Source organism: Streptomyces sp. NPDC051020, assembly GCF_040683105.1.
Taxonomy (GTDB): domain Bacteria; phylum Actinomycetota; class Actinomycetes; order Streptomycetales; family Streptomycetaceae; genus Streptomyces.
In genome coordinates this window covers 46090-63522 of the sequence record NZ_JBFBCG010000034.1, presented here as the reverse complement: position 1 = coordinate 63522, position 17433 = coordinate 46090, and the positions used below count along the sequence as shown (strand labels likewise).

The window sequence follows — 17433 nt, the reverse complement described above, 5'->3', positions numbered from 1 at the left end:
CGGCTCCGAGCATGCCCGTCGGTCTGTCCCAGGCCGGGCGTAGGCTCGGCCTTGGGTACGAATCGGCACAACGCTTAAGGAATCTCTGATGGAGCTCGGTCTCGTCGGCCTCGGCAAGATGGGCGGCAACATGCGCGAGCGCATCCGCCGCGCAGGCCACACCGTCATCGGTTACGACCGCAACCCGGACGTCTCCGATGTCCACAGCCTCGAAGAGCTTGTGGGCAAGCTGAAGGGCCCGCGGGTCATCTGGGTGATGGTCCCGGCCGGTGCCGCGACCCAGTCCACGATCGACGAGCTGGCTGCGCTGCTCTCGCCCGGCGACATCGTCGTGGACGGCGGGAACTCCCGCTGGACGGACGACGAGAAGCATGCGGTCGAGCTGGGCATCAAGGGCATCGGCTTCGTCGACTGCGGTGTCTCGGGCGGCGTCTGGGGCCTGGAGAACGGTTACGCGCTGATGTATGGCGGCGACGCCGAGAGCGTGGCGAAGGTCCAGCCGATCTTCGATGCGCTGAAGCCGGAAGGCGACTTCGGCTCCGTCCACGCGGGCAAGGTCGGCGCCGGCCACTTCGCGAAGATGGTCCACAACGGCATCGAGTACGCCATGATGCAGGCCTACGCCGAGGGCTGGGAGCTGCTGGAGAAGGTCGACTCCGTCACCGATGTGCGCGAGGTCTTCCGCTCCTGGCAGGAGGGCACGGTCATCCGTTCCTGGCTGCTCGACCTGGCGGTCAACGCGCTGGACGACGACGAGCACCTCGACAAGCTCCGTGGCTTCGCCGCCGACTCCGGTGAGGGCCGGTGGACGGTGGAGGCCGCGATCGACAACGCGGTGCCGCTGCCCGCGATCACCGCGTCGCTCTTCGCGCGATTCGCCTCGCGCCAGGACGACTCCCCGCAGATGAAGATGATCGCCGCGCTGCGCAACCAGTTCGGTGGCCACGCAGTCGAGAACAAGAAGTAACCGCACCGAGGGCGGGCCGACATCACCGGCCCGCGCCGCGGAGCACGGAGCAGGAAGCCGGGAAGGTCGGCATACACCATGCATGTCACGCATCTCTCGCTGGCCGACTTCCGCTCGTACGCCCGGGTCGAGGTTCCTCTCGACCCGGGCGTCACCGCGTTCGTGGGGGCGAACGGTCAGGGCAAGACGAATCTGGTCGAGGCCGTCGGCTACCTCGCGACGCTCGGTAGCCATCGTGTTTCCTCCGATGCGCCACTGGTGCGGATGGGGGCGGACCGGGCCGTCATCCGGGCCGCCGTCACCCAGGGCGAGCGCGCGCAGCTGATCGAGCTGGAGCTCAACCCGGGCAAGGCCAATCGCGCCCGAATCAATCGATCGCCGCAGGTCAGGCCCCGTGACGTGCTGGGGATCGTCCGAACCGTGCTGTTCGCGCCGGAGGATCTGGCGCTCGTCAAGGGCGATCCCGGGGAGCGCCGGCGCTTCCTCGACGAGCTGATCACTGCGCGTTCGCCGCGGATGGCCGGTGTCCGTTCGGACTACGAGCGGGTGCTGAAGCAGCGCAACACCCTGCTGAAGTCCGCGGCGATGGCGCGCAGGCACGGCGGCCGGTCGATGGATCTGTCCACCCTCGATGTGTGGGACCAGCATCTGGGCCGGGTGGGCGCGGAGCTGCTGGCGCAGCGGCTGGATCTGATCGCGACCCTGCAGCCGCTGACGGACAAGGCATACGCGGATGTCGCGCCCGGTGGTGGCGCGGTGACGCTGGAGTACCGCAGTTCCGTCGGTGCGGGCGTGGAGCCCGCCCGTACCCGTGACGAGCTGTATGAGCAGCTGCTCGCTGCGCTCGCGGAGGTCCGCAAGCAGGAGATCGAGCGGGGTGTGACGCTGGTCGGTCCGCACCGTGACGATCTGCTGCTGGGACTGCGCGGGATGCCCGCCAAGGGATACGCGAGCCATGGCGAGTCCTGGTCGTACGCGCTGGCGCTGCGGCTTGCCTCGTACGATCTGCTGCGCACCGAGGGCAATGAGCCGGTGCTCGTCCTGGACGATGTCTTCGCCGAGCTGGACGCGCGGCGCCGGGAGCGGCTGGCGGAGCTAGTGGCTCCGGGTGAGCAGGTGCTGGTGACGGCGGCGGTGGACGATGACGTTCCGGGTGTGCTGGCGGGATCGCGGTATGCGGTGTCAGCGGGCGAGGTGAAGCGGATATGAGCGGCTCCGTCGATCCGGCGAAGGGCGCTGCCGGCGGCCCGCAGGAGCCGTTGGGCGAGGCGAAGCAGCCGGAGGCGTCCGGTGTCGATCTGGCGCGGGTCGCTCTGCGTGCCGCGAAGGAGCAGGCGCGGGCACGTGGGGCCGCGGCGCAGCAGAAGAAACAGGCCAGACGGGGCGGTGGGCTGCGTTCGGGCGCGCGGGCGGACGGGCGCGATCCGTTGCCGCTGGGCGCCGCGATCAATCGTCTGATCACCGAGCGCGGTTGGGAGACCCCCGCGGCGGTGGGTGGTGTGATGGGCCGCTGGCCACAGATCGTCGGTGATGATCTGGCCAATCACTGTGTGCCGCTGCGGTACGACGAGGCCCCCGAGGAACGGGTGCTCACGGTGCAGTGCGATTCGACGGCCTGGGCGACGCAGCTGCGGCTGCTGGCGCCGCAGCTGGTTGCCCGGCTGAACGCGGATCTGGGGCATGGCACCGTGAAGTTGATCAAGGTTCTGGGGCCGGGTGGTCCGCAGCGCAGATTCGGTCCGCTGCGTGCGCCGGGAAGCGTCGGCCCGGGCGATACTTACGGCTGACCTGGGCTTTTCTCTCTCTGCGCGGTTCTTTGCCCGATGTCGGCGGCTGCCGTCCCGCAGTCCGGAGGAGTTCGGCTGCGGTGGTGTGCTGCCTTTTCTGCGGTTTTGTCTGCTGCTTCCGTGATGTACGGGTTTGTACAGGTTGAAATCCTGCGGTGCGGCCGAGGCGTCCCTCACCGTAGTGAGAGGTTGACAGGCCGAAGCGCTCAATGCCCGCGTGAGCCTCTTGGGGCCCCATCCCGAATATGGGGAGTCGTCAGGCGCTCATTCAGGGCGGCACATGCGGACTCAGGTACCGGCAAACCCCCATTCGTGTCGGCGCTACCGGTAGACTGGTGAACAATCCCGCATCTGCGGGAGTCGTCGATACAAGCCGAACGACGCAGCCGCTCCCGCTTGCCCGGAGAACGGCCTGTGCTGTGCCAGAAAGGGCGCTTCGTGGCCGATTCCGGCAACCCCAACGAGAACATTCCGTCCACCCCCGGTGAGAGCGGCGAGGCAGCTGCCTCGTACGACGCCAGCGCGATCACCGTCCTCGAGGGCCTGGACGCGGTCCGTAAGCGACCTGGCATGTACATCGGCTCGACCGGTGAGCGTGGACTTCACCACCTTGTGCAAGAGGTCGTCGACAACTCGGTCGACGAAGCCCTGGCCGGGCACGCGGACACCATCGACGTCACGATCCTTGCCGACGGCGGGGTCCGAGTGATCGACAACGGTCGCGGTATTCCCGTCGACATCGTGCCGTCGGAGAAGAAGCCGGCGGTCGAGGTCGTGCTGACGGTGCTGCACGCCGGCGGCAAGTTCGGCGGTGGCGGATATGCCGTCTCCGGCGGTCTGCACGGTGTCGGTGTCTCCGTCGTGAACGCCCTGTCGACGCGCGTCTCCGTCGAGGTCAGGCGGGACGGCTACCGCTGGACCCAGGACTACAAGCTCGGTGTGCCCACGGCGCCGCTGGCCCGGAACGAGGCCACCGAGGAGACCGGTACGACCGTCACCTTCTGGGCCGACGGCGACATCTTCGAGACCATCGAGTACTCCTTCGAGACCCTGTCGCGCCGCTTCCAGGAGATGGCGTTCCTCAACAAGGGCCTGACGATCAAGCTCACGGACGAGCGTGAGTCGGCGAAGGCGACGGCGGGCGCGGATGTCGCGGAGGCGGTCGAGGTCGCCGAGGAGGAAGCGGCCCGTACGGTCACGTACCACTACGAGGGCGGCATCGTCGACTTCGTGAAGTACCTCAACTCCCGCAAGGGCGACGTCATTCACCAGTCGGTGATCGACATCGAGGCCGAGGACAAGGAGCGACTCCTCTCGGCCGAGATCGCGATGCAGTGGAACACGCAGTACAGCGAGGGCGTCTACTCCTTCGCCAACACGATCCACACGCACGAGGGCGGTACGCACGAGGAGGGCTTCCGCGCGGCGCTGACCACGCTGGTCAACAAGTACGCGCGGGACAAGAAGCTGCTGCGCGAGAAGGACGACAACCTCACCGGTGACGACATCCGTGAGGGTCTGACGGCGATCATCTCGGTGAAGCTGGGTGAGCCGCAGTTCGAGGGCCAGACGAAGACCAAGCTGGGCAACACGGAGGCGAAGACCTTCGTCCAGAAGGTGGTCCACGAGCACCTCACGGACTGGTTCGACCGGAACCCGAACGAGGCCGCGGACATCATCCGCAAGGGCATCGCGGCGGCCACGGCCCGCGTCGCCGCCCGGAAGGCGCGCGACCTGACCCGACGCAAGGGGCTCCTGGAGAGCGCCTCGCTGCCGGGCAAGCTGAGCGACTGCCAGTCGAACGACCCGACGAAGTGCGAGATCTTCATCGTCGAGGGTGACTCCGCCGGTGGTTCGGCGAAGTCCGGCCGTAACCCGATGTACCAGGCCATCCTGCCGATCCGAGGCAAGATCCTGAACGTCGAGAAGGCCCGGGTCGACAAGATCCTGCAGAACACCGAGGTCCAGGCGCTGATCTCGGCCTTCGGTACCGGAGTCCACGAGGACTTCGACATCGAGAAGCTCCGCTATCACAAGATCATTCTGATGGCGGACGCCGACGTCGACGGTCAGCACATCAACACGCTGCTGCTGACGTTCCTCTTCCGCTTCATGCGGCCGTTGGTCGAGGCCGGCCACGTTTATCTCTCCCGCCCGCCGCTCTACAAGATCAAGTGGGGCCGCGACGACTTCGAGTACGCGTACTCGGACCGCGAGCGCGACGCCCTGGTCGAGCTCGGCAAGCAGAACGGCAAGCGGATCAAGGAAGACTCGATCCAGCGCTTCAAGGGTCTCGGCGAGATGAACGCCGAGGAGCTGCGCATCACGACGATGGACGTCGACCACCGCGTGCTCGGCCAGGTCACGCTGGACGACGCGGCGCAGGCCGACGACCTCTTCTCGGTGCTGATGGGTGAGGACGTCGAGGCACGGCGCTCGTTCATCCAGCGCAACGCGAAGGACGTCCGCTTCCTCGACATCTGAGTCGGCCGTACCAAGCAAGCCGCAGCTCGAAAGGACTTTGACCAGCAATGGCCGACGAGAACACCCCTGTGACCCCTGAAGAGGAACCCGCACTCGCGGGTGTGGGCATGCGTGTCGAGCCCGTGGGGCTCGAGACGGAGATGCAGCGCTCCTACCTCGACTACGCGATGTCCGTCATCGTGTCGCGTGCGCTGCCGGACGTACGGGACGGCCTCAAGCCCGTCCACCGCCGTGTGCTGTACGCCATGTACGACGGCGGGTACCGGCCCGAGAAGGGCTTCTACAAGTGCGCCCGTGTCGTCGGTGACGTCATGGGTACGTACCACCCGCACGGCGACTCCTCGATCTACGACGCGCTCGTGCGACTGGCGCAGCCCTGGTCGATGCGCATGCCGCTGGTCGACTCCAACGGCAACTTCGGTTCTCCGGGCAACGACCCGGCCGCAGCCATGCGGTACACCGAGTGCAAGATGATGCCGCAGTCCATGGAGATGGTCCGGGACATCGACGAGGAGACCGTCGACTTCCAGGACAACTACGACGGCCGCAACCAGGAGCCGACGGTTCTGCCGGCGCGCTTCCCGAACCTGCTGGTCAACGGCTCCGCGGGCATCGCGGTCGGCATGGCGACCAACATCCCGCCGCACAATCTGCGCGAGGTCGCGGCCGGTGCCCAGTGGTACCTGGAGCACCCGGAGGCCTCGCACGAGGAGCTGCTGGACGCCCTGATCGAGCGGATCAAGGGCCCGGACTTTCCGACCGGAGCGCTCGTCGTCGGCCGCAAGGGCATCGAGGAGGCGTACCGCACGGGCCGTGGCTCCATCACGATGCGTGCGGTCGTCGCGGTCGAGGAGATCCAGAACCGGCAGTGCCTGGTCGTCACGGAGCTTCCGTACCAGACCAACCCCGACAACCTCGCGCAGAAGATCGCCGACCTGGTCAAGGACGGCAAGGTCGGCGGCATCGCGGACGTCCGCGACGAGACGTCCTCGCGCACCGGCCAGCGCCTCGTGGTCGTGCTGAAGCGGGACGCGGTCGCCAAGGTCGTACTGAACAACCTGTACAAGCACACCGATCTCCAGACGAACTTCGGCGCGAACATGCTGGCGCTCGTCGACGGGGTGCCGCGCACGCTGTCGATCGACGCGTTCATCCGCCACTGGGTGACGCACCAGATCGAGGTCATCGTCCGGCGTACGAGGTTCCGCCTGCGCAAGGCGGAGGAGCGGGCGCACATCCTGCGCGGTCTGCTCAAGGCACTCGACGCGATCGACGAGGTCATCGCCCTCATCCGGCGCAGCCAGACGGTCGAGATCGCGCGTGAGGGCCTGATGGGCCTGCTGGAGATCGACGAGATCCAGGCGAACGCGATTCTGGAGATGCAGCTGCGCCGACTGGCCGCGCTGGAGCACCAGAAGATCACGGCCGAGCACGATGAGCTCCAGGCGAAGATTAACGAGTACAACGAGATTCTGGCGTCGCCGGTACGGCAGCGGCAGATCGTCAGCGAGGAGCTGGCGGCGATCGTCGAGAAGTTCGGCGACGACCGGCGCTCCAAGCTGGTGCCCTTCGACGGTGACATGTCCATCGAGGACCTGATCGCCGAGGAGGACATTGTCGTCACCATCTCGCGCGGCGGCTATGTGAAGCGTACGAAGACGGACGACTACCGCTCGCAGAAGCGCGGTGGCAAGGGCGTCCGCGGCACGAAGCTCAAGGAAGACGACATCGTCGACCACTTCTTCGTGTCGACGACCCACCACTGGCTGCTGTTCTTCACCAACAAGGGCCGCGTCTACCGGGCCAAGGCGTACGAGCTTCCGGACGCCGGCCGGGACGCACGCGGCCAGCACGTCGCCAACCTGCTGGCCTTCCAGCCGGACGAGCAGATCGCCGAGATCCTGGCGATCCGGGACTACGAGGCCGCGCCCTATCTGATCCTCGCCACCAAGGGCGGCCTGGTGAAGAAGACCGCGCTGAAGGACTACGACTCCCCGCGTTCCGGCGGTGTCATCGCGATCAACCTCCGCGAGACGGAGGACGGCAGCGACGACGAGCTGATCGGTGCGGAGCTGGTCTCGGCCGAGGATGATCTGCTGCTCATCAGCAAGAAGGCCCAGTCCATCAGGTTCACCGCGACGGACGAAGCGCTGCGCCCGATGGGCCGCGCCACCTCGGGCGTCAAGGGCATGAGTTTCCGCGAAGGCGACGAACTGCTCTCGATGAATGTCGTCAGGCCCGGTACGTTCGTGTTCACTGCCACCGATGGTGGGTACGCGAAGCGGACCCCCGTCGACGAGTACCGCGTTCAGGGTCGTGGCGGCCTGGGTATCAAGGCCGCCAAGATCGTGGAGGATCGGGGCTCGCTGGTCGGCGCGCTGGTGGTGGAGGAGACGGACGAAATCCTCGCCATCACGCTCGGCGGCGGTGTGATTCGTACGCGAGTCAATGAAGTCAGGGAGACGGGCCGTGACACCATGGGCGTCCAACTGATCAATCTGGGCAAGCGTGACGCGGTCGTCGGCATCGCACGTAACGCCGAGGCCGGCCGCGAGGCCGAAGAGGTCGATGGAGATGCGGATGCCGAGGCGACTGCCGAGGCGACCGCAGAGAACACTGTCGAGGGCACTGTCGAAGGCACGTCGCCTTCGGCCGGGGAGCACGAGGAGTAGAGCGTGAGTGGAGCCACGGGCGCCGGTTCGGCCGCTTCCGGAGCTGGAGCGAACGGTGCCCGTGGCCCTGCCACGGACTCCCAAGGGGGCACTGTGACGGACACCCGGGGGCCTCAGCCCCAGTACGAGGGATACACGACCGGGCCCCTGCCCGGTGAGCGCGAGCCCGCGCCGGGGCAGGCAGGCGGGCCTTACCACCCGCCGCAGGCATACCCCTCGCCCGCGGGCGGGACGCAGGGCGCGCAGCAGGGCGTCGGTGCCGCTCAGGCGGCCCGTCGCCCACGGACGGGGGCGCGGACCACTCCGCGTACCCGCAAGGCGCGACTGCGGGTGGCGAAGGCCGATCCGTGGTCGGTGATGAAGGTCAGCTTCCTGCTCTCCATCGCGCTCGGCATCTGCACGGTCGTGGCGGCCGCGGTCCTGTGGATGGTGATGAACGCCATGGGCGTCTTCTCCACTGTGGGCGGCACCATCAGCGAGGCGACCGGCTCCAACGACAGCACCGGCTTCGATGTGCAGTCGTTCCTGTCGCTTCCGCACGTCCTCATCTTCACGTCGGTCATCGCGGTGATCGACGTCGTGCTGGCGACCGCGCTGGCGACGCTGGGCGCCTTCATCTACAACTTGTCGGCCGGTTTCGTGGGCGGTGTCGAGCTCACGCTGGCCGAGGACGAGTAGGGCTGCGGGTATCGATTTTGGGACTGGCCCCGACGTGCGCTAATCTTCAGAAGTCAGCGCGCAGGCGCGGCGGGGCTATAGCTCAGTTGGTTAGAGCGCATCCCTGATAAGGATGAGGCCACAGGTTCAAATCCTGTTAGCCCCACCAGTACGAAGACCCCCGGTCCACTTGGACCGGGGGTCTTCGTCGTCTACTGCCGACCTCAACGGGTGCGGTCGTCGTGGGAGGTCTCGGGGCATGGGAGTGCGGGGCACGGGAACGGCCCTGTCGGCGCAGGGAATCGCGCGATCGGGAACCGTGAAGCAAGGCTTCGCGGACTGCGGGCCTGTCCACCACGCCATGGTGAGCACGAAGCCGCCCCCCCCGGCTGCCCGGCACACGAAAAGGCCCGCGGTCCGGTGTGAACCGGACCGCGGGCCCTGTGCGCCAGTGGCGCCGCTCTCACGGTGGCAGGAGGGATGCCTCCCCCGCCGGGGCCCCGTGGGCGGTGCGGGGGGCGCCGGTGGTGCCTGTGGCGTCCATGGTGTCCCTCATGTCCGTCAGCAGGTGCCTGGTGGCCGGTGCGGAGCCGTGTGCTTCGGCACGGATGCGCTGCTTCATCGTGGGTGGCAGCGACCTGTCACGCGGAAGGGTCCATCGCACCGACGGGGTGGTTGCGGTTGCCGCGATCGCACCTGTGTGCTCCTGAGCCGTGGCCTTCGGCTGCGCGGCCGTGGCGGGGGTGCTGATGAGCCCCATCGACGCGAGAAGCGCGAAGAAGGCGGTGATGAAGGCGGTCCAGATGCTCTTGGCCTTGAAGGTGCTCATGGCCCCTCGCTTTCGGGTGGTCCGGTTTGCTTACCTTTCTGATGATGTGGATGTAGCTCTCGATTTCGGGGACCGACGCCGTGGATCCGCCGATCTTCAGATGAACACCACTCGTCTGGTGCAACCGGGCTGGACGGACTGATCTGAGGCTGGGCGGGATGGCCGCTTTTGCCCGAGAACCGGCCAGGTGGCAGGTAGGTCACTGATCGGTATCGGTCGGTGTGTATAGTCGGGCGGCAGAAGTCCCCTACGCCAAGGAAAGACGAGGTCGCGCGGTGAAGAAGCTTCTCCTGGTCGCACTGGCCGCCATCGGCGGGCTCCTCGTGTACCGCCAGATCCAGGCGGATCGCGCCGAGCAGGATCTGTGGACGGAGGCGACTGACTCCGTGCCCGCAGGTTCGGGTGTCTGAGACAGAACAGCCTTTCGCGGGCCCCGGTCGCTGAGCGACCGGGGCTTCGTGCTGTTGCGGGGCCGTGACGCCTGTGCTCTTGAGTTCACCTACGCAAATCAATAGGTTGCGAGAGCAAAGAAGCCGAGAGGCTGATCGAGGGGGCACGGGTGAGAGCACGGAACCATCGCCGTACTTCAGCAGTGGGGACTGGGATCGGCGGGGCACTGCTCGCCCTTGTCGCGGGTGCGATGCCCGCCACGGCGGACGGCACGGCTGCGGACGGCACAGCTGCAACCCCGGCCACGACCTCTCGCGACGGCAGCAGCAGCCTGCTCATGGTGCTGGACTCCTCCGGCTCCATGGCGGATGACGACGGAACGGGCCGGACCCGGATGGAGTCGGCACGTACCGCTGTGGGCACCGTCGTGGACGGTCTTCCCGATGGCTACCCGGCCGGTCTGCGGGTGTACGGCGCCGACCGCCCCCGGGGCTGCACGGACACCCGTCTCGTCCGTCCGGTGCAGGCGCTCGACCGGGCCGCGGTGAAGGAGGCCGTGGTGGACCTGCGGCCCAGGGGCGACACTCCTGTCGGGCTCTCCCTGCAGAAGGCCGCGAACGACCTGCCGGAGCCCGCGGACGGTGCCATCGGGACGCGCACGATCCTGCTGATCTCCGACGGCGAGGACAACTGCGGTACGCCGAAGCCCTGCGAGGTGGCCGAGCGGCTCGGCAAGGAGGGGATCGGGCTGCGCATCGACACCATCGGCTTCCAGGTGAAGGGACAAGCCCGCGAGCAGCTCGCATGCATCGCGGAGGCGGGCAACGGCCGCTACTACGACGCACCGGACGCCAAGTCGCTGGCCAGGCAGTTGCAGCGGGCAGCGCACCTCTCTGCAGACGGCTACCGCTTCCGTGGCAAGCAGGTCGAGGGCGCCGCGACCGGCGGCCGGGCGCCCGCGCTCGTACCCCATCAGTATCTGGACACCATCGGTCCGGGCGAGAGGCGGTACTACGCGGTCGGTCTGGACGCCGCGTCCACGGCGGACTTCTCGGCGACGGCGGTGCCGCAGCCCGGGGCCGCCGTCGACACCTTCGACGCGCTGCGTACCAGCATTGCCTACGGCACTGAAAGCTCCTGTGCGACGGACACCGCGCGCTTCTACCAGAAGGAGGGTGCGACCCCGCTGACCTCGGCCGTCGCCCGTATCCTTCCCCCGAGGGGACCCGCAGCTGCGACCGGGCCGGCCACTACTGGCTGGTGGTGGAACGAGCGAGCAAGAAGGGTTCCGATGCCGCGCGTTGGCCGCTGGAGCTCGTGTACGGGGTGGAGGCACCGCTGAAGACGGGTGTCACGCCCGCCGCGTCCGAGCCCGATTACGGGGCGGGCGGCAAGAGCGCGGTGCTGCCCTCCGGCAACCCCCGCGATGTGCGGGGAGGCACCGGATTCAACGACGCCGAGGAGCTCGGCCGGGGCGTGTGGCGCGACCGGATCCTGCCGGCGCAGACGCTCTGGTACAAGGTTCCGGCAGGCTGGGGCCAGCAGGTGCGCTACGACGTGGAGTTCACCAACGAACCCACGGTCGCTGGGGTCGCCTCGACGTACTCGTACGGTGCGACGCAGCTGTTCACGCCCGCCCGCTTCCCGGTCGGCGGCGGTGGTGAGTTCACCTCGTCGGCCCTGTACAGCGGCCGCCCGGCCGCGGTCAGGATGGGTTCGGTGCCGGTCGCCTGGACCAACTGCTACGAGTACCGCTCAACGGTCCAGCCGGTGCATGCCGGGGGCGAGTTCTACATCTCGGTGACGCTGGGCGCGCAGGCTGCCGAGATTGCCGAGAACGCGCGGATCGGTGTGGTGCTGCGGGTGGCGGTGCTCGGGGACGAGCGGGCCGGCCCCGAGCACCATGCCGCTGTCCTCGCCGGGAAGCCGGACAGGGCAGAGGGCAGCGGGACCGACAAGAAGGGCACTTCGGCTGCGGCCGGAGACAGCGGAGGTACGGGCGGGGCAGGATGGACCGGCGTTGCGGCCGCTGCCGGGGCGGGCGCCGTGGTGGTGATCGCCGGGCTCGTGTTCGTACGCAGCCGCCGCAGGTCGGCCACACAGACGACGAGGGGAAGCGCGTGATGAGGCAGCGCAACAGGGGCCGGGCGACGCTGGCCGCGGCAGCGGCGATGTGCGCGGTGACGGCGCTGCCGGGGCAGGCGTACGCGGCCGGTGAGCCTGCCGCGTACCTCTTCGTCCCCGGGGCGAAGGCGGTCCCGGGCGCGGAGGTCAGCACCGACGCGTCGGCCCTGGAGCCCGGATCCGTCTACAAGAGCTCGATCAAGCCGGGCGAGAAGCTCTACTACCGCCTCTACCTCGACGCCGACACGAACGCGTACGTCTCGGCGGTGGTCGTACCCAAGGCTGGTGGCAAGGTCGCGTACGGGGACGGCATCACGGTCAGCATCAGGGACAGCAGGGACCTGCAGTGCAGTTCCGAGGACGCCCGCTTCGAGGCGGCGGAGTTCCCGCATCCGATCGCCGCGTACGCCTACCGGGTCACGGACAAGGACAGCAGCCCCTGCCAGGACGCCGGTACGTACAACGTCCTGATCGAGCGGGAGAGCAAGGCCACCTCGACGCCCGACACCTGGGACCTGGAACTCCGTTACGAGTCGGAGCCGAAGCTGAAGAAGGGTGGTACGGCGCCGACCGAGGCGCCCGAGGACTGGCCCTCGGCGTCGCCGACACCGCCCACGCAGGCCAAGAAGGAGGAACGGCCCGGCGGCACGAGCTATTACGACGCCACCAGCCTGGAGACCGGCACCTGGACGGACGGCATCAAGCCGGGACAGACCCTCTTCTACCGGGTGCCGGTGGACTGGGGACAGCAGATCTTCGCCACCGTCGACCTCGGCAACAGTGTCGGCGGCTCGGACGAGTACGTCGGCAACGCGCTCGCACTCTCCCTGGACAATCCGGCGCACGGCCATGTCGACGACGCCTCGCCGCTGTCGTACTCCGGCAAGCCCGCATCGGTGTCGCTCGATCCGCTGCCCCCGGTGCGGTACGAGAACCGGTTCACGTTCAGTGCCGACGAGAGCGCCATGCGGTTCGCGGGCTGGTACTACCTGTCGGTGTCGCTCAGCCCGAAGGTCGCTCATGCCTACGGGGAGAAGGCGATCCCGATGATTCTCAAGGTGCAGGTCGAGAACGCGGCGACAACGTCGCCGTACGGGGGTTCCGCCGGAATCTTCGGTGTGACGCAGGACGACAAGGACATGGCCAGGAGCGGTCAGAGTGCCCCTCAAGCCGACAAGAGCAACACGATGAAGACGGTGGGCGCGGCCGGGATCGGCGCAGGCGCCGTGCTGGTGCTCGGCCTCGGGGCGTGGACGCTGCTTGCGCGTCGCCGCGCGGCGGCCGCCGTGGGCGGTCCTGCCGGTGGCGCGGCCGGGCGGCAGCCCTACGGAGGACCGCCGCAGGCCTGGTGACAGCGACTGCAGCCACCGGGCCTCAGGCCTGGGTCAGTGCCCAGATTCCGACAGCGAAACAGACCAGCGCCACCAGCAGGACCGGGATCGCCACCCTCGAGGGCGGTCCCGGACGCTTCTGCGATGCCTGTGCGGGAGCGGCGACCATGGGGTGGGCCGGAGGCGATGCCGCAGCGAAGTGCGGGGACATGCCTGCCCCGGGGTGCGGAACCTGCTGCTGCTCGGCGGTGTATGCACGAGTAGGAACCGGTTCGTGCCGCACTGCGGATGTCGGGGCCTGGGAGAGATCCGGTGGGGCGGCAGAGAAGGGGGAACCCGTATGCGCCGGGAGCGGAGTGGGGGCAGGGGCAGGCTGGGCCTGCCGGGGCAGCGGCGTGGGGAGCGGCTGCTGCGGAGGCGGGGCGAGATGAAAGCTGCCCGTCTCCGACATCGAGGAGGGCGGTGGGGTGTGCGGCTGCTGTATGGCCTGCTGTGCGGCCTGGCCCGCGTGTGCGGTGTGGTCGGTCGGGGACGGCTGCCTGGGGGTGGCGATCGGGCCTTCCGGGCCGAAACCGGCGGGCAGCGGGCCGAGTTGGTCGAAGACCTCCACCGGTTCGTCGTCGACACCTGGCTCCGGCAGCATCTCGACCGCGGCCGTCAGCGCCTTCCGCGCGCCGGTGGCCGTGCGGAACCGGGCCTGCGGATCCGGCTGCAGAAGACCTGCGAGGACCTGCCACAGCGGTTCCGGGATGCCTTGCGGGGTGCTGGGGGTGCCGTGCGAGGCGAAGTATTCGACGAGGGCCCGGGCATCCGGCTTCTTCCCCTGCAGCAGATAGAGCGCGACAAGCCCTACGGCGAAGAGATCTGCGGGGAAGTCGGGTTCTGCGCCCATCATCTGCTCGGGCGCGAAGTAACCCGGCGTTCCCACCACATAGTTGGTCTCGGTCAGGCGGGGCTCGCCCTTGCGCATGGAGATGCCGAAGTCGGAGAGCCGCAGGTGCGGCCGGCCGGTGCCGGTGGCTTCCATCAGGATGTTCGCGGGCTTGATGTCGCGGTGCACGACGCCTTCCGCATGCACGGTCGACAGTCCGGACAGCAGCTGGTCGAGCAGCGTGCAGACGAAGCGCAGGGGCAGCGGGCCGTAGTCGCCGATGACATGCGCAAGCGAGCCGCCGCTCACCAGATCCATGGTGAACAGGACCTTGTCGTCGTCCGCGGCCCAACTGGCCGGGGCGAGCACATGAGGATGCTCGATCCGCAGGGCCTGCTCGCGGACGAAGCGCAGCAGCGTGTGTGCGTCGCTCTGCTGAAGCACCTTGGCCGCCACATACCGGCGGCGCCGGTGGTCCCAGGCTCGCCAGACGGCGCCGACGCCACCACGTCCGATCGGATCGATCAGCTCGTACCGACCCGCGAAGACCTCACCCATTGCGCTGTGCCCGCTCCCAGTTCCTGTTTCGGCTCGTGCCCGGCTCTCGGGGGTAGTGCACCAGAATCTTTCGTTCGGCTGAGCTTGTGGGCCTGGTACGCACATCCGCCGTGTTGTCGTCGGTCCACAACGCCCGGCGCTGTTTCCCTCCTCCGCCTGGCAGCCGCACGTACCAGGTTCCGCCCCCTGAATCCGGCCCGAACCGACAGAAAGGTCCTAGCGCCGTGACCGGCAAGCTTTGCCTCATGGGGCAGACATTGCCGGTCACGGCACTAGCTCTGGTGTCCTTCGTAGTGCGCGACCGCGTCCGCGGTGCGGCCGGCGCCGTACACCCTCAGGAACTCTGCCAGTTCCGGGTGGGTCGGGGCGAGGGAGTCGGCGGCATCGATGATGTCACCGGCGGCAGCGACCGACCGCAGCAGCGACTGGATCTCACGGACCACGCGGCGGACGGTGGGTGCCCCGCCGCTGGTCGTGGTCTGACCGGTGCCGGTGAGGACGGAACCGCCCTGGGACTTCTTGATCTCTTCCATCCGGTCGGTGGCCTCGCCCGCGCTGACGCTGCCGTCGGCCACCTGGCCGGCCAGCTCCTGCAGAGCCTGGACACGCTGGACGACCGCGGGGTTGCCGATCTTCGCCCGCTGACCGCTCATCAGCTGGGAGAGCATGGGTGCGGACAGTCCGAGTACGGCGGCGAGCCGGGCCTGGTTCAGGCCCAGATCGTCGATGAGCCGGCGGAACAGTGCGCCCAGGGGTTCCCCGTACCAGCTGCGCTGAAGTTCCCTGGCTCTTGCCGTTGCTTCCTGCTGAACTGCGTCCATGGCGTCTCCCCTTCGCTGAGGCTTCGCTGCTGCGAACCTCGTCCAGCATCTTACGGAGAGTGGTTGCCGACCGGGAGTCCCCATCTTTTTGGAAGATTCAGGGGGTCACCCGGTAGTCTGGTCTGCGGCGGTGACCACGACGCTGATGCGTCTGGTGCTGTCCTCTTTTTCGGGGCCTTAGCTCAGTTGGTAGAGCGCTGCCTTTGCAAGGCAGATGTCAGGAGTTCGAATCTCCTAGGCTCCACGTCAAGAGCCCCTCCGATCTGCGGAAACGTAGATCGGAGGGGCTCCTCTTGTGTGTCTGCCGTGGGCCGGGCGGCTATGGCGGCTCAGCGGTCGTCGTCGAGGTCGGTGCCGTCCACCTCGTCCGTCTTGTCCGACTCGGCCTCCTTGGCGCGGACCTCGGGGTCCACAGCGGTCGGCCCGCTGCCGTCGACCGAGGTCAGCGGCGTCCGGTCGGCGACCTCCGTGGGGGCGGGGGGCTCGACCAGCCAGTCCGGATTGGCCTGCTTGTCCCACCACCGCCACGCCGCGTAGGCGCCGACTGCCAGCACGGAGACCACAGCGGCCACCTTGAGCACGCGCCCGGCCTTGGCGCGCCGCTCGTGCTTTCTGGCCAGCTTCTTGATCTCCTTCGCCGTGACCTGCCCGCGCAGTGCAGCCAGTGCCGCAGCGCTGCGGGCCGCGGCTTCCTCGGCGACGGGCTGGGCGGCGGCCATCGCCTGCTCGACGCGGGGCACGGTGTACTCCGCGGCGCTCCTGGCTGCCTGACGGGTGCGGAGCGCGGCGCGCTGGGCGGCCTCGTCGACCTTGGGGGGCACATGCGCGCGAGCCAGTTCGATACGTGGTGCGAGATGCGCGTCGTACTGGACGCGGGCCTGCTGGGCTGCCTTCGACACCCTCGGTGCGAGCCGCGCACGGGCCTCGTGCGCATAGTGTGCCGCCTGGTCCTTGGCCGAGTCGGCGTAGGGCGCCACCACTTCCGCGGCGTGCTGCACGCTCTCCTTCGCCGAGTCGGTTGCGGCGCGCACGCTGTCGATGCGGGTCACGGGATCCTCCTCCTTGGTGGCGGGTAGGTACTCCGCCTTTCCACCCATTTCGAAATCATGCCCCGCGATGGCGGGTGCGGCATGTGGGGCGGGCATCCGGGGCATGAGAGACGGTCATGCGAAACGGTCATAAGCGATGTTTGTGGGCAATGTCGTGCAAGAGGGACTTGTCGATGACAATGCCACGGTCCGGTTCAGCAGGCGCCGGTTCGTCACGCACTTGGCCTCTTTTCTTCCTGCGGGGAGCCGCAAGAAGGCTGTGTGACGGACCGGCCGTGCGAGGATCGGTGGACGTCAGCGAAGACTTACGGAAGGCAGATCGTGGCCGAGCAGCTTTACGCCACCTTGAAGACCAGCCAAGGCGACATCGAGATCCGGCTTCTGCCGAACCACGCGCCCAAGACGGTCAAGAACTTCGTCGAGCTCGCCACGGGCGAGCGGGAGTGGACCCACCCCGCGACCGGCAAGAAGTCCAAGGACAGGCTGTACGACGGGACCGTCTTCCACCGGGTCATCAGCGGCTTCATGATCCAGGGCGGGGACCCGCTGGGCAACGGGACCGGCGGCCCGGGTTACGAGTTCGGTGACGAGTTCCACCCGGACCTCAGCTTCAACAAGCCGTACCTCCTGGCCATGGCCAACGCCGGCCCGGGCACCAACGGCTCGCAGTTCTTTGTGACCGTCTCGCCCACCGCGTGGCTGACCGGCAAGCACACCATCTTCGGTGAGGTGGCGGACGAGGCCGGCAAGAAGGTCGTGGACGCCATCGCGAACACCCAGACCAACGCGCGCACCGACCGCCCGGTGCAGGATGTGGTGATCGAGTCGGTCGTCGTCGAGACCCGATGATTTCCTGTGGTCACGGCGTGATCACTCTCTGATCGGCCGTCTCG

13 protein-coding genes, 2 tRNA genes and 1 pseudogene are annotated in these 17433 nt (G+C 68.1%); 12 read left to right on the top strand and 4 right to left on the bottom strand.

Annotated elements, in window-relative coordinates:
* Positions 1 to 88 precede the first annotated feature (88 nt).
* The 7 genes from gnd to AB0N06_RS20050 all read left to right on the top strand — a co-directional run bounded on the left by gnd (position 89) and on the right by AB0N06_RS20050 (position 8736).
* Positions 89 to 967 (top strand): phosphogluconate dehydrogenase (NAD(+)-dependent, decarboxylating), encoded by an 879-nt coding sequence (gene gnd / locus AB0N06_RS20080; protein ID WP_358856653.1) that lies wholly within the window; start codon positions 89 to 91, stop codon positions 965 to 967.
* Between the two features lie 78 nt (positions 968 to 1045).
* Positions 1046 to 2176: a DNA replication/repair protein RecF gene (gene recF, locus AB0N06_RS20075; protein WP_366136031.1), complete on the top strand. Its 1131-nt coding sequence runs from the start codon at positions 1046 to 1048 to the stop codon at positions 2174 to 2176.
* Positions 2173 to 2754 carry a DciA family protein gene (locus tag AB0N06_RS20070; RefSeq protein WP_366136030.1) on the top strand — a complete coding sequence of 194 codons (582 nt, stop codon included), beginning with the start codon at positions 2173 to 2175 and terminating at the stop codon, positions 2752 to 2754. The genes recF and AB0N06_RS20070 overlap by 4 nt, the downstream gene beginning before the upstream one ends.
* 414 nt (positions 2755 to 3168) lie before the next feature.
* Positions 3169 to 5238, top strand: coding sequence for a DNA topoisomerase (ATP-hydrolyzing) subunit B (gene gyrB / locus AB0N06_RS20065; RefSeq protein ID WP_366136029.1), 2070 nt, complete (start codon positions 3169 to 3171; stop codon positions 5236 to 5238).
* 47 nt (positions 5239 to 5285) lie between these two features.
* A complete protein-coding gene (gyrA, locus tag AB0N06_RS20060) occupies positions 5286 to 7910 on the top strand; it encodes a DNA gyrase subunit A (RefSeq protein ID WP_366136028.1) in 2625 nt (874 codons plus the stop codon).
* 93 nt (positions 7911 to 8003) lie between these two features.
* Positions 8004 to 8588 carry a DUF3566 domain-containing protein gene (locus tag AB0N06_RS20055; RefSeq protein ID WP_366136027.1) on the top strand — a complete coding sequence of 195 codons (585 nt, stop codon included), beginning with the start codon at positions 8004 to 8006 and terminating at the stop codon, positions 8586 to 8588.
* 71 nt (positions 8589 to 8659) lie between these two features.
* Positions 8660 to 8736, top strand: a tRNA-Ile gene (locus tag AB0N06_RS20050).
* Positions 8737 to 9030: 294 nt separating this feature from the next.
* On the opposite strand, the gene AB0N06_RS20045 is transcribed toward AB0N06_RS20050, so the two are convergent.
* Positions 9031 to 9396 (bottom strand): DUF6344 domain-containing protein, encoded by a 366-nt coding sequence (locus AB0N06_RS20045; protein ID WP_366136026.1) that lies wholly within the window; start codon positions 9394 to 9396, stop codon positions 9031 to 9033.
* Positions 9397 to 9671: 275 nt separating this feature from the next.
* On the opposite strand from AB0N06_RS20045, the gene AB0N06_RS20040 reads away from it, so the two are divergent.
* The 3 genes and pseudogenes from AB0N06_RS20040 to AB0N06_RS20030 all read left to right on the top strand — a co-directional run bounded on the left by AB0N06_RS20040 (position 9672) and on the right by AB0N06_RS20030 (position 13262).
* On the top strand, positions 9672 to 9806 hold the full coding sequence (locus AB0N06_RS20040) for a DLW-39 family protein (RefSeq protein WP_003958712.1): 135 nt from the start codon (positions 9672 to 9674) through the stop codon (positions 9804 to 9806).
* Positions 9807 to 10036: 230 nt separating this feature from the next.
* Positions 10037 to 11910, top strand: a pseudogene (locus AB0N06_RS20035) (VWA domain-containing protein).
* Complete coding sequence (locus tag AB0N06_RS20030; RefSeq protein ID WP_366136025.1) at positions 11910 to 13262, top strand: hypothetical protein; 1353 nt, start codon at positions 11910 to 11912, stop codon at positions 13260 to 13262. The pseudogene AB0N06_RS20035 and the gene AB0N06_RS20030 overlap by 1 nt, the downstream one beginning before the upstream one ends.
* A gap of 22 nt (positions 13263 to 13284) precedes the next feature.
* Here AB0N06_RS20030 and AB0N06_RS20025 read toward each other — a convergent pair whose 3' ends face one another.
* Both AB0N06_RS20025 and AB0N06_RS20020 read right to left on the bottom strand, forming a co-directional pair.
* On the bottom strand, positions 13285 to 14670 hold the full coding sequence (locus tag AB0N06_RS20025) for a protein kinase (protein WP_366136024.1): 1386 nt from the start codon (positions 14668 to 14670) through the stop codon (positions 13285 to 13287).
* A 272-nt stretch (positions 14671 to 14942) separates the two neighbouring features.
* On the bottom strand, positions 14943 to 15491 hold the full coding sequence (locus AB0N06_RS20020; protein ID WP_366136023.1) for a DNA-binding protein: 549 nt from the start codon (positions 15489 to 15491) through the stop codon (positions 14943 to 14945).
* A gap of 171 nt (positions 15492 to 15662) precedes the next feature.
* Here AB0N06_RS20020 and AB0N06_RS20015 point away from each other — a divergent pair.
* Positions 15663 to 15735 (top strand) — tRNA-Ala (locus AB0N06_RS20015).
* Positions 15736 to 15820: 85 nt separating this feature from the next.
* Here the strand turns inward: AB0N06_RS20015 and AB0N06_RS20010 are convergent.
* On the bottom strand, positions 15821 to 16540 hold the full coding sequence (locus AB0N06_RS20010; RefSeq protein ID WP_366136022.1) for a DUF5324 family protein: 720 nt from the start codon (positions 16538 to 16540) through the stop codon (positions 15821 to 15823).
* 321 nt (positions 16541 to 16861) lie between these two features.
* On the opposite strand from AB0N06_RS20010, the gene AB0N06_RS20005 reads away from it, so the two are divergent.
* Positions 16862 to 17389, top strand: a complete 528-nt coding sequence (locus AB0N06_RS20005) for a peptidylprolyl isomerase (RefSeq protein WP_366136021.1) — start codon at positions 16862 to 16864, stop codon at positions 17387 to 17389.
* Positions 17390 to 17433 lie beyond the last annotated feature (44 nt).

Coding starts and splice junctions, on each gene's coding strand:
- recF (WP_366136031.1), top strand. CDS start 1,046: ATGCATGTCACGCATCTCTCGCTGGCCGACTTCCGCTCGTACGCCCGG.
- gnd (WP_358856653.1), top strand. CDS start 89: ATGGAGCTCGGTCTCGTCGGCCTCGGCAAGATGGGCGGCAACATGCGC.
- AB0N06_RS20020 (WP_366136023.1), bottom strand. CDS start 15,491: ATGGACGCAGTTCAGCAGGAAGCAACGGCAAGAGCCAGGGAACTTCAG.
- AB0N06_RS20025 (WP_366136024.1), bottom strand. CDS start 14,670: ATGGGTGAGGTCTTCGCGGGTCGGTACGAGCTGATCGATCCGATCGGA.
- AB0N06_RS20045 (WP_366136026.1), bottom strand. CDS start 9,396: ATGAGCACCTTCAAGGCCAAGAGCATCTGGACCGCCTTCATCACCGCC.
- AB0N06_RS20070 (WP_366136030.1), top strand. CDS start 2,173: ATGAGCGGCTCCGTCGATCCGGCGAAGGGCGCTGCCGGCGGCCCGCAG.
- gyrA (WP_366136028.1), top strand. CDS start 5,286: ATGGCCGACGAGAACACCCCTGTGACCCCTGAAGAGGAACCCGCACTC.
- AB0N06_RS20030 (WP_366136025.1), top strand. CDS start 11,910: ATGAGGCAGCGCAACAGGGGCCGGGCGACGCTGGCCGCGGCAGCGGCG.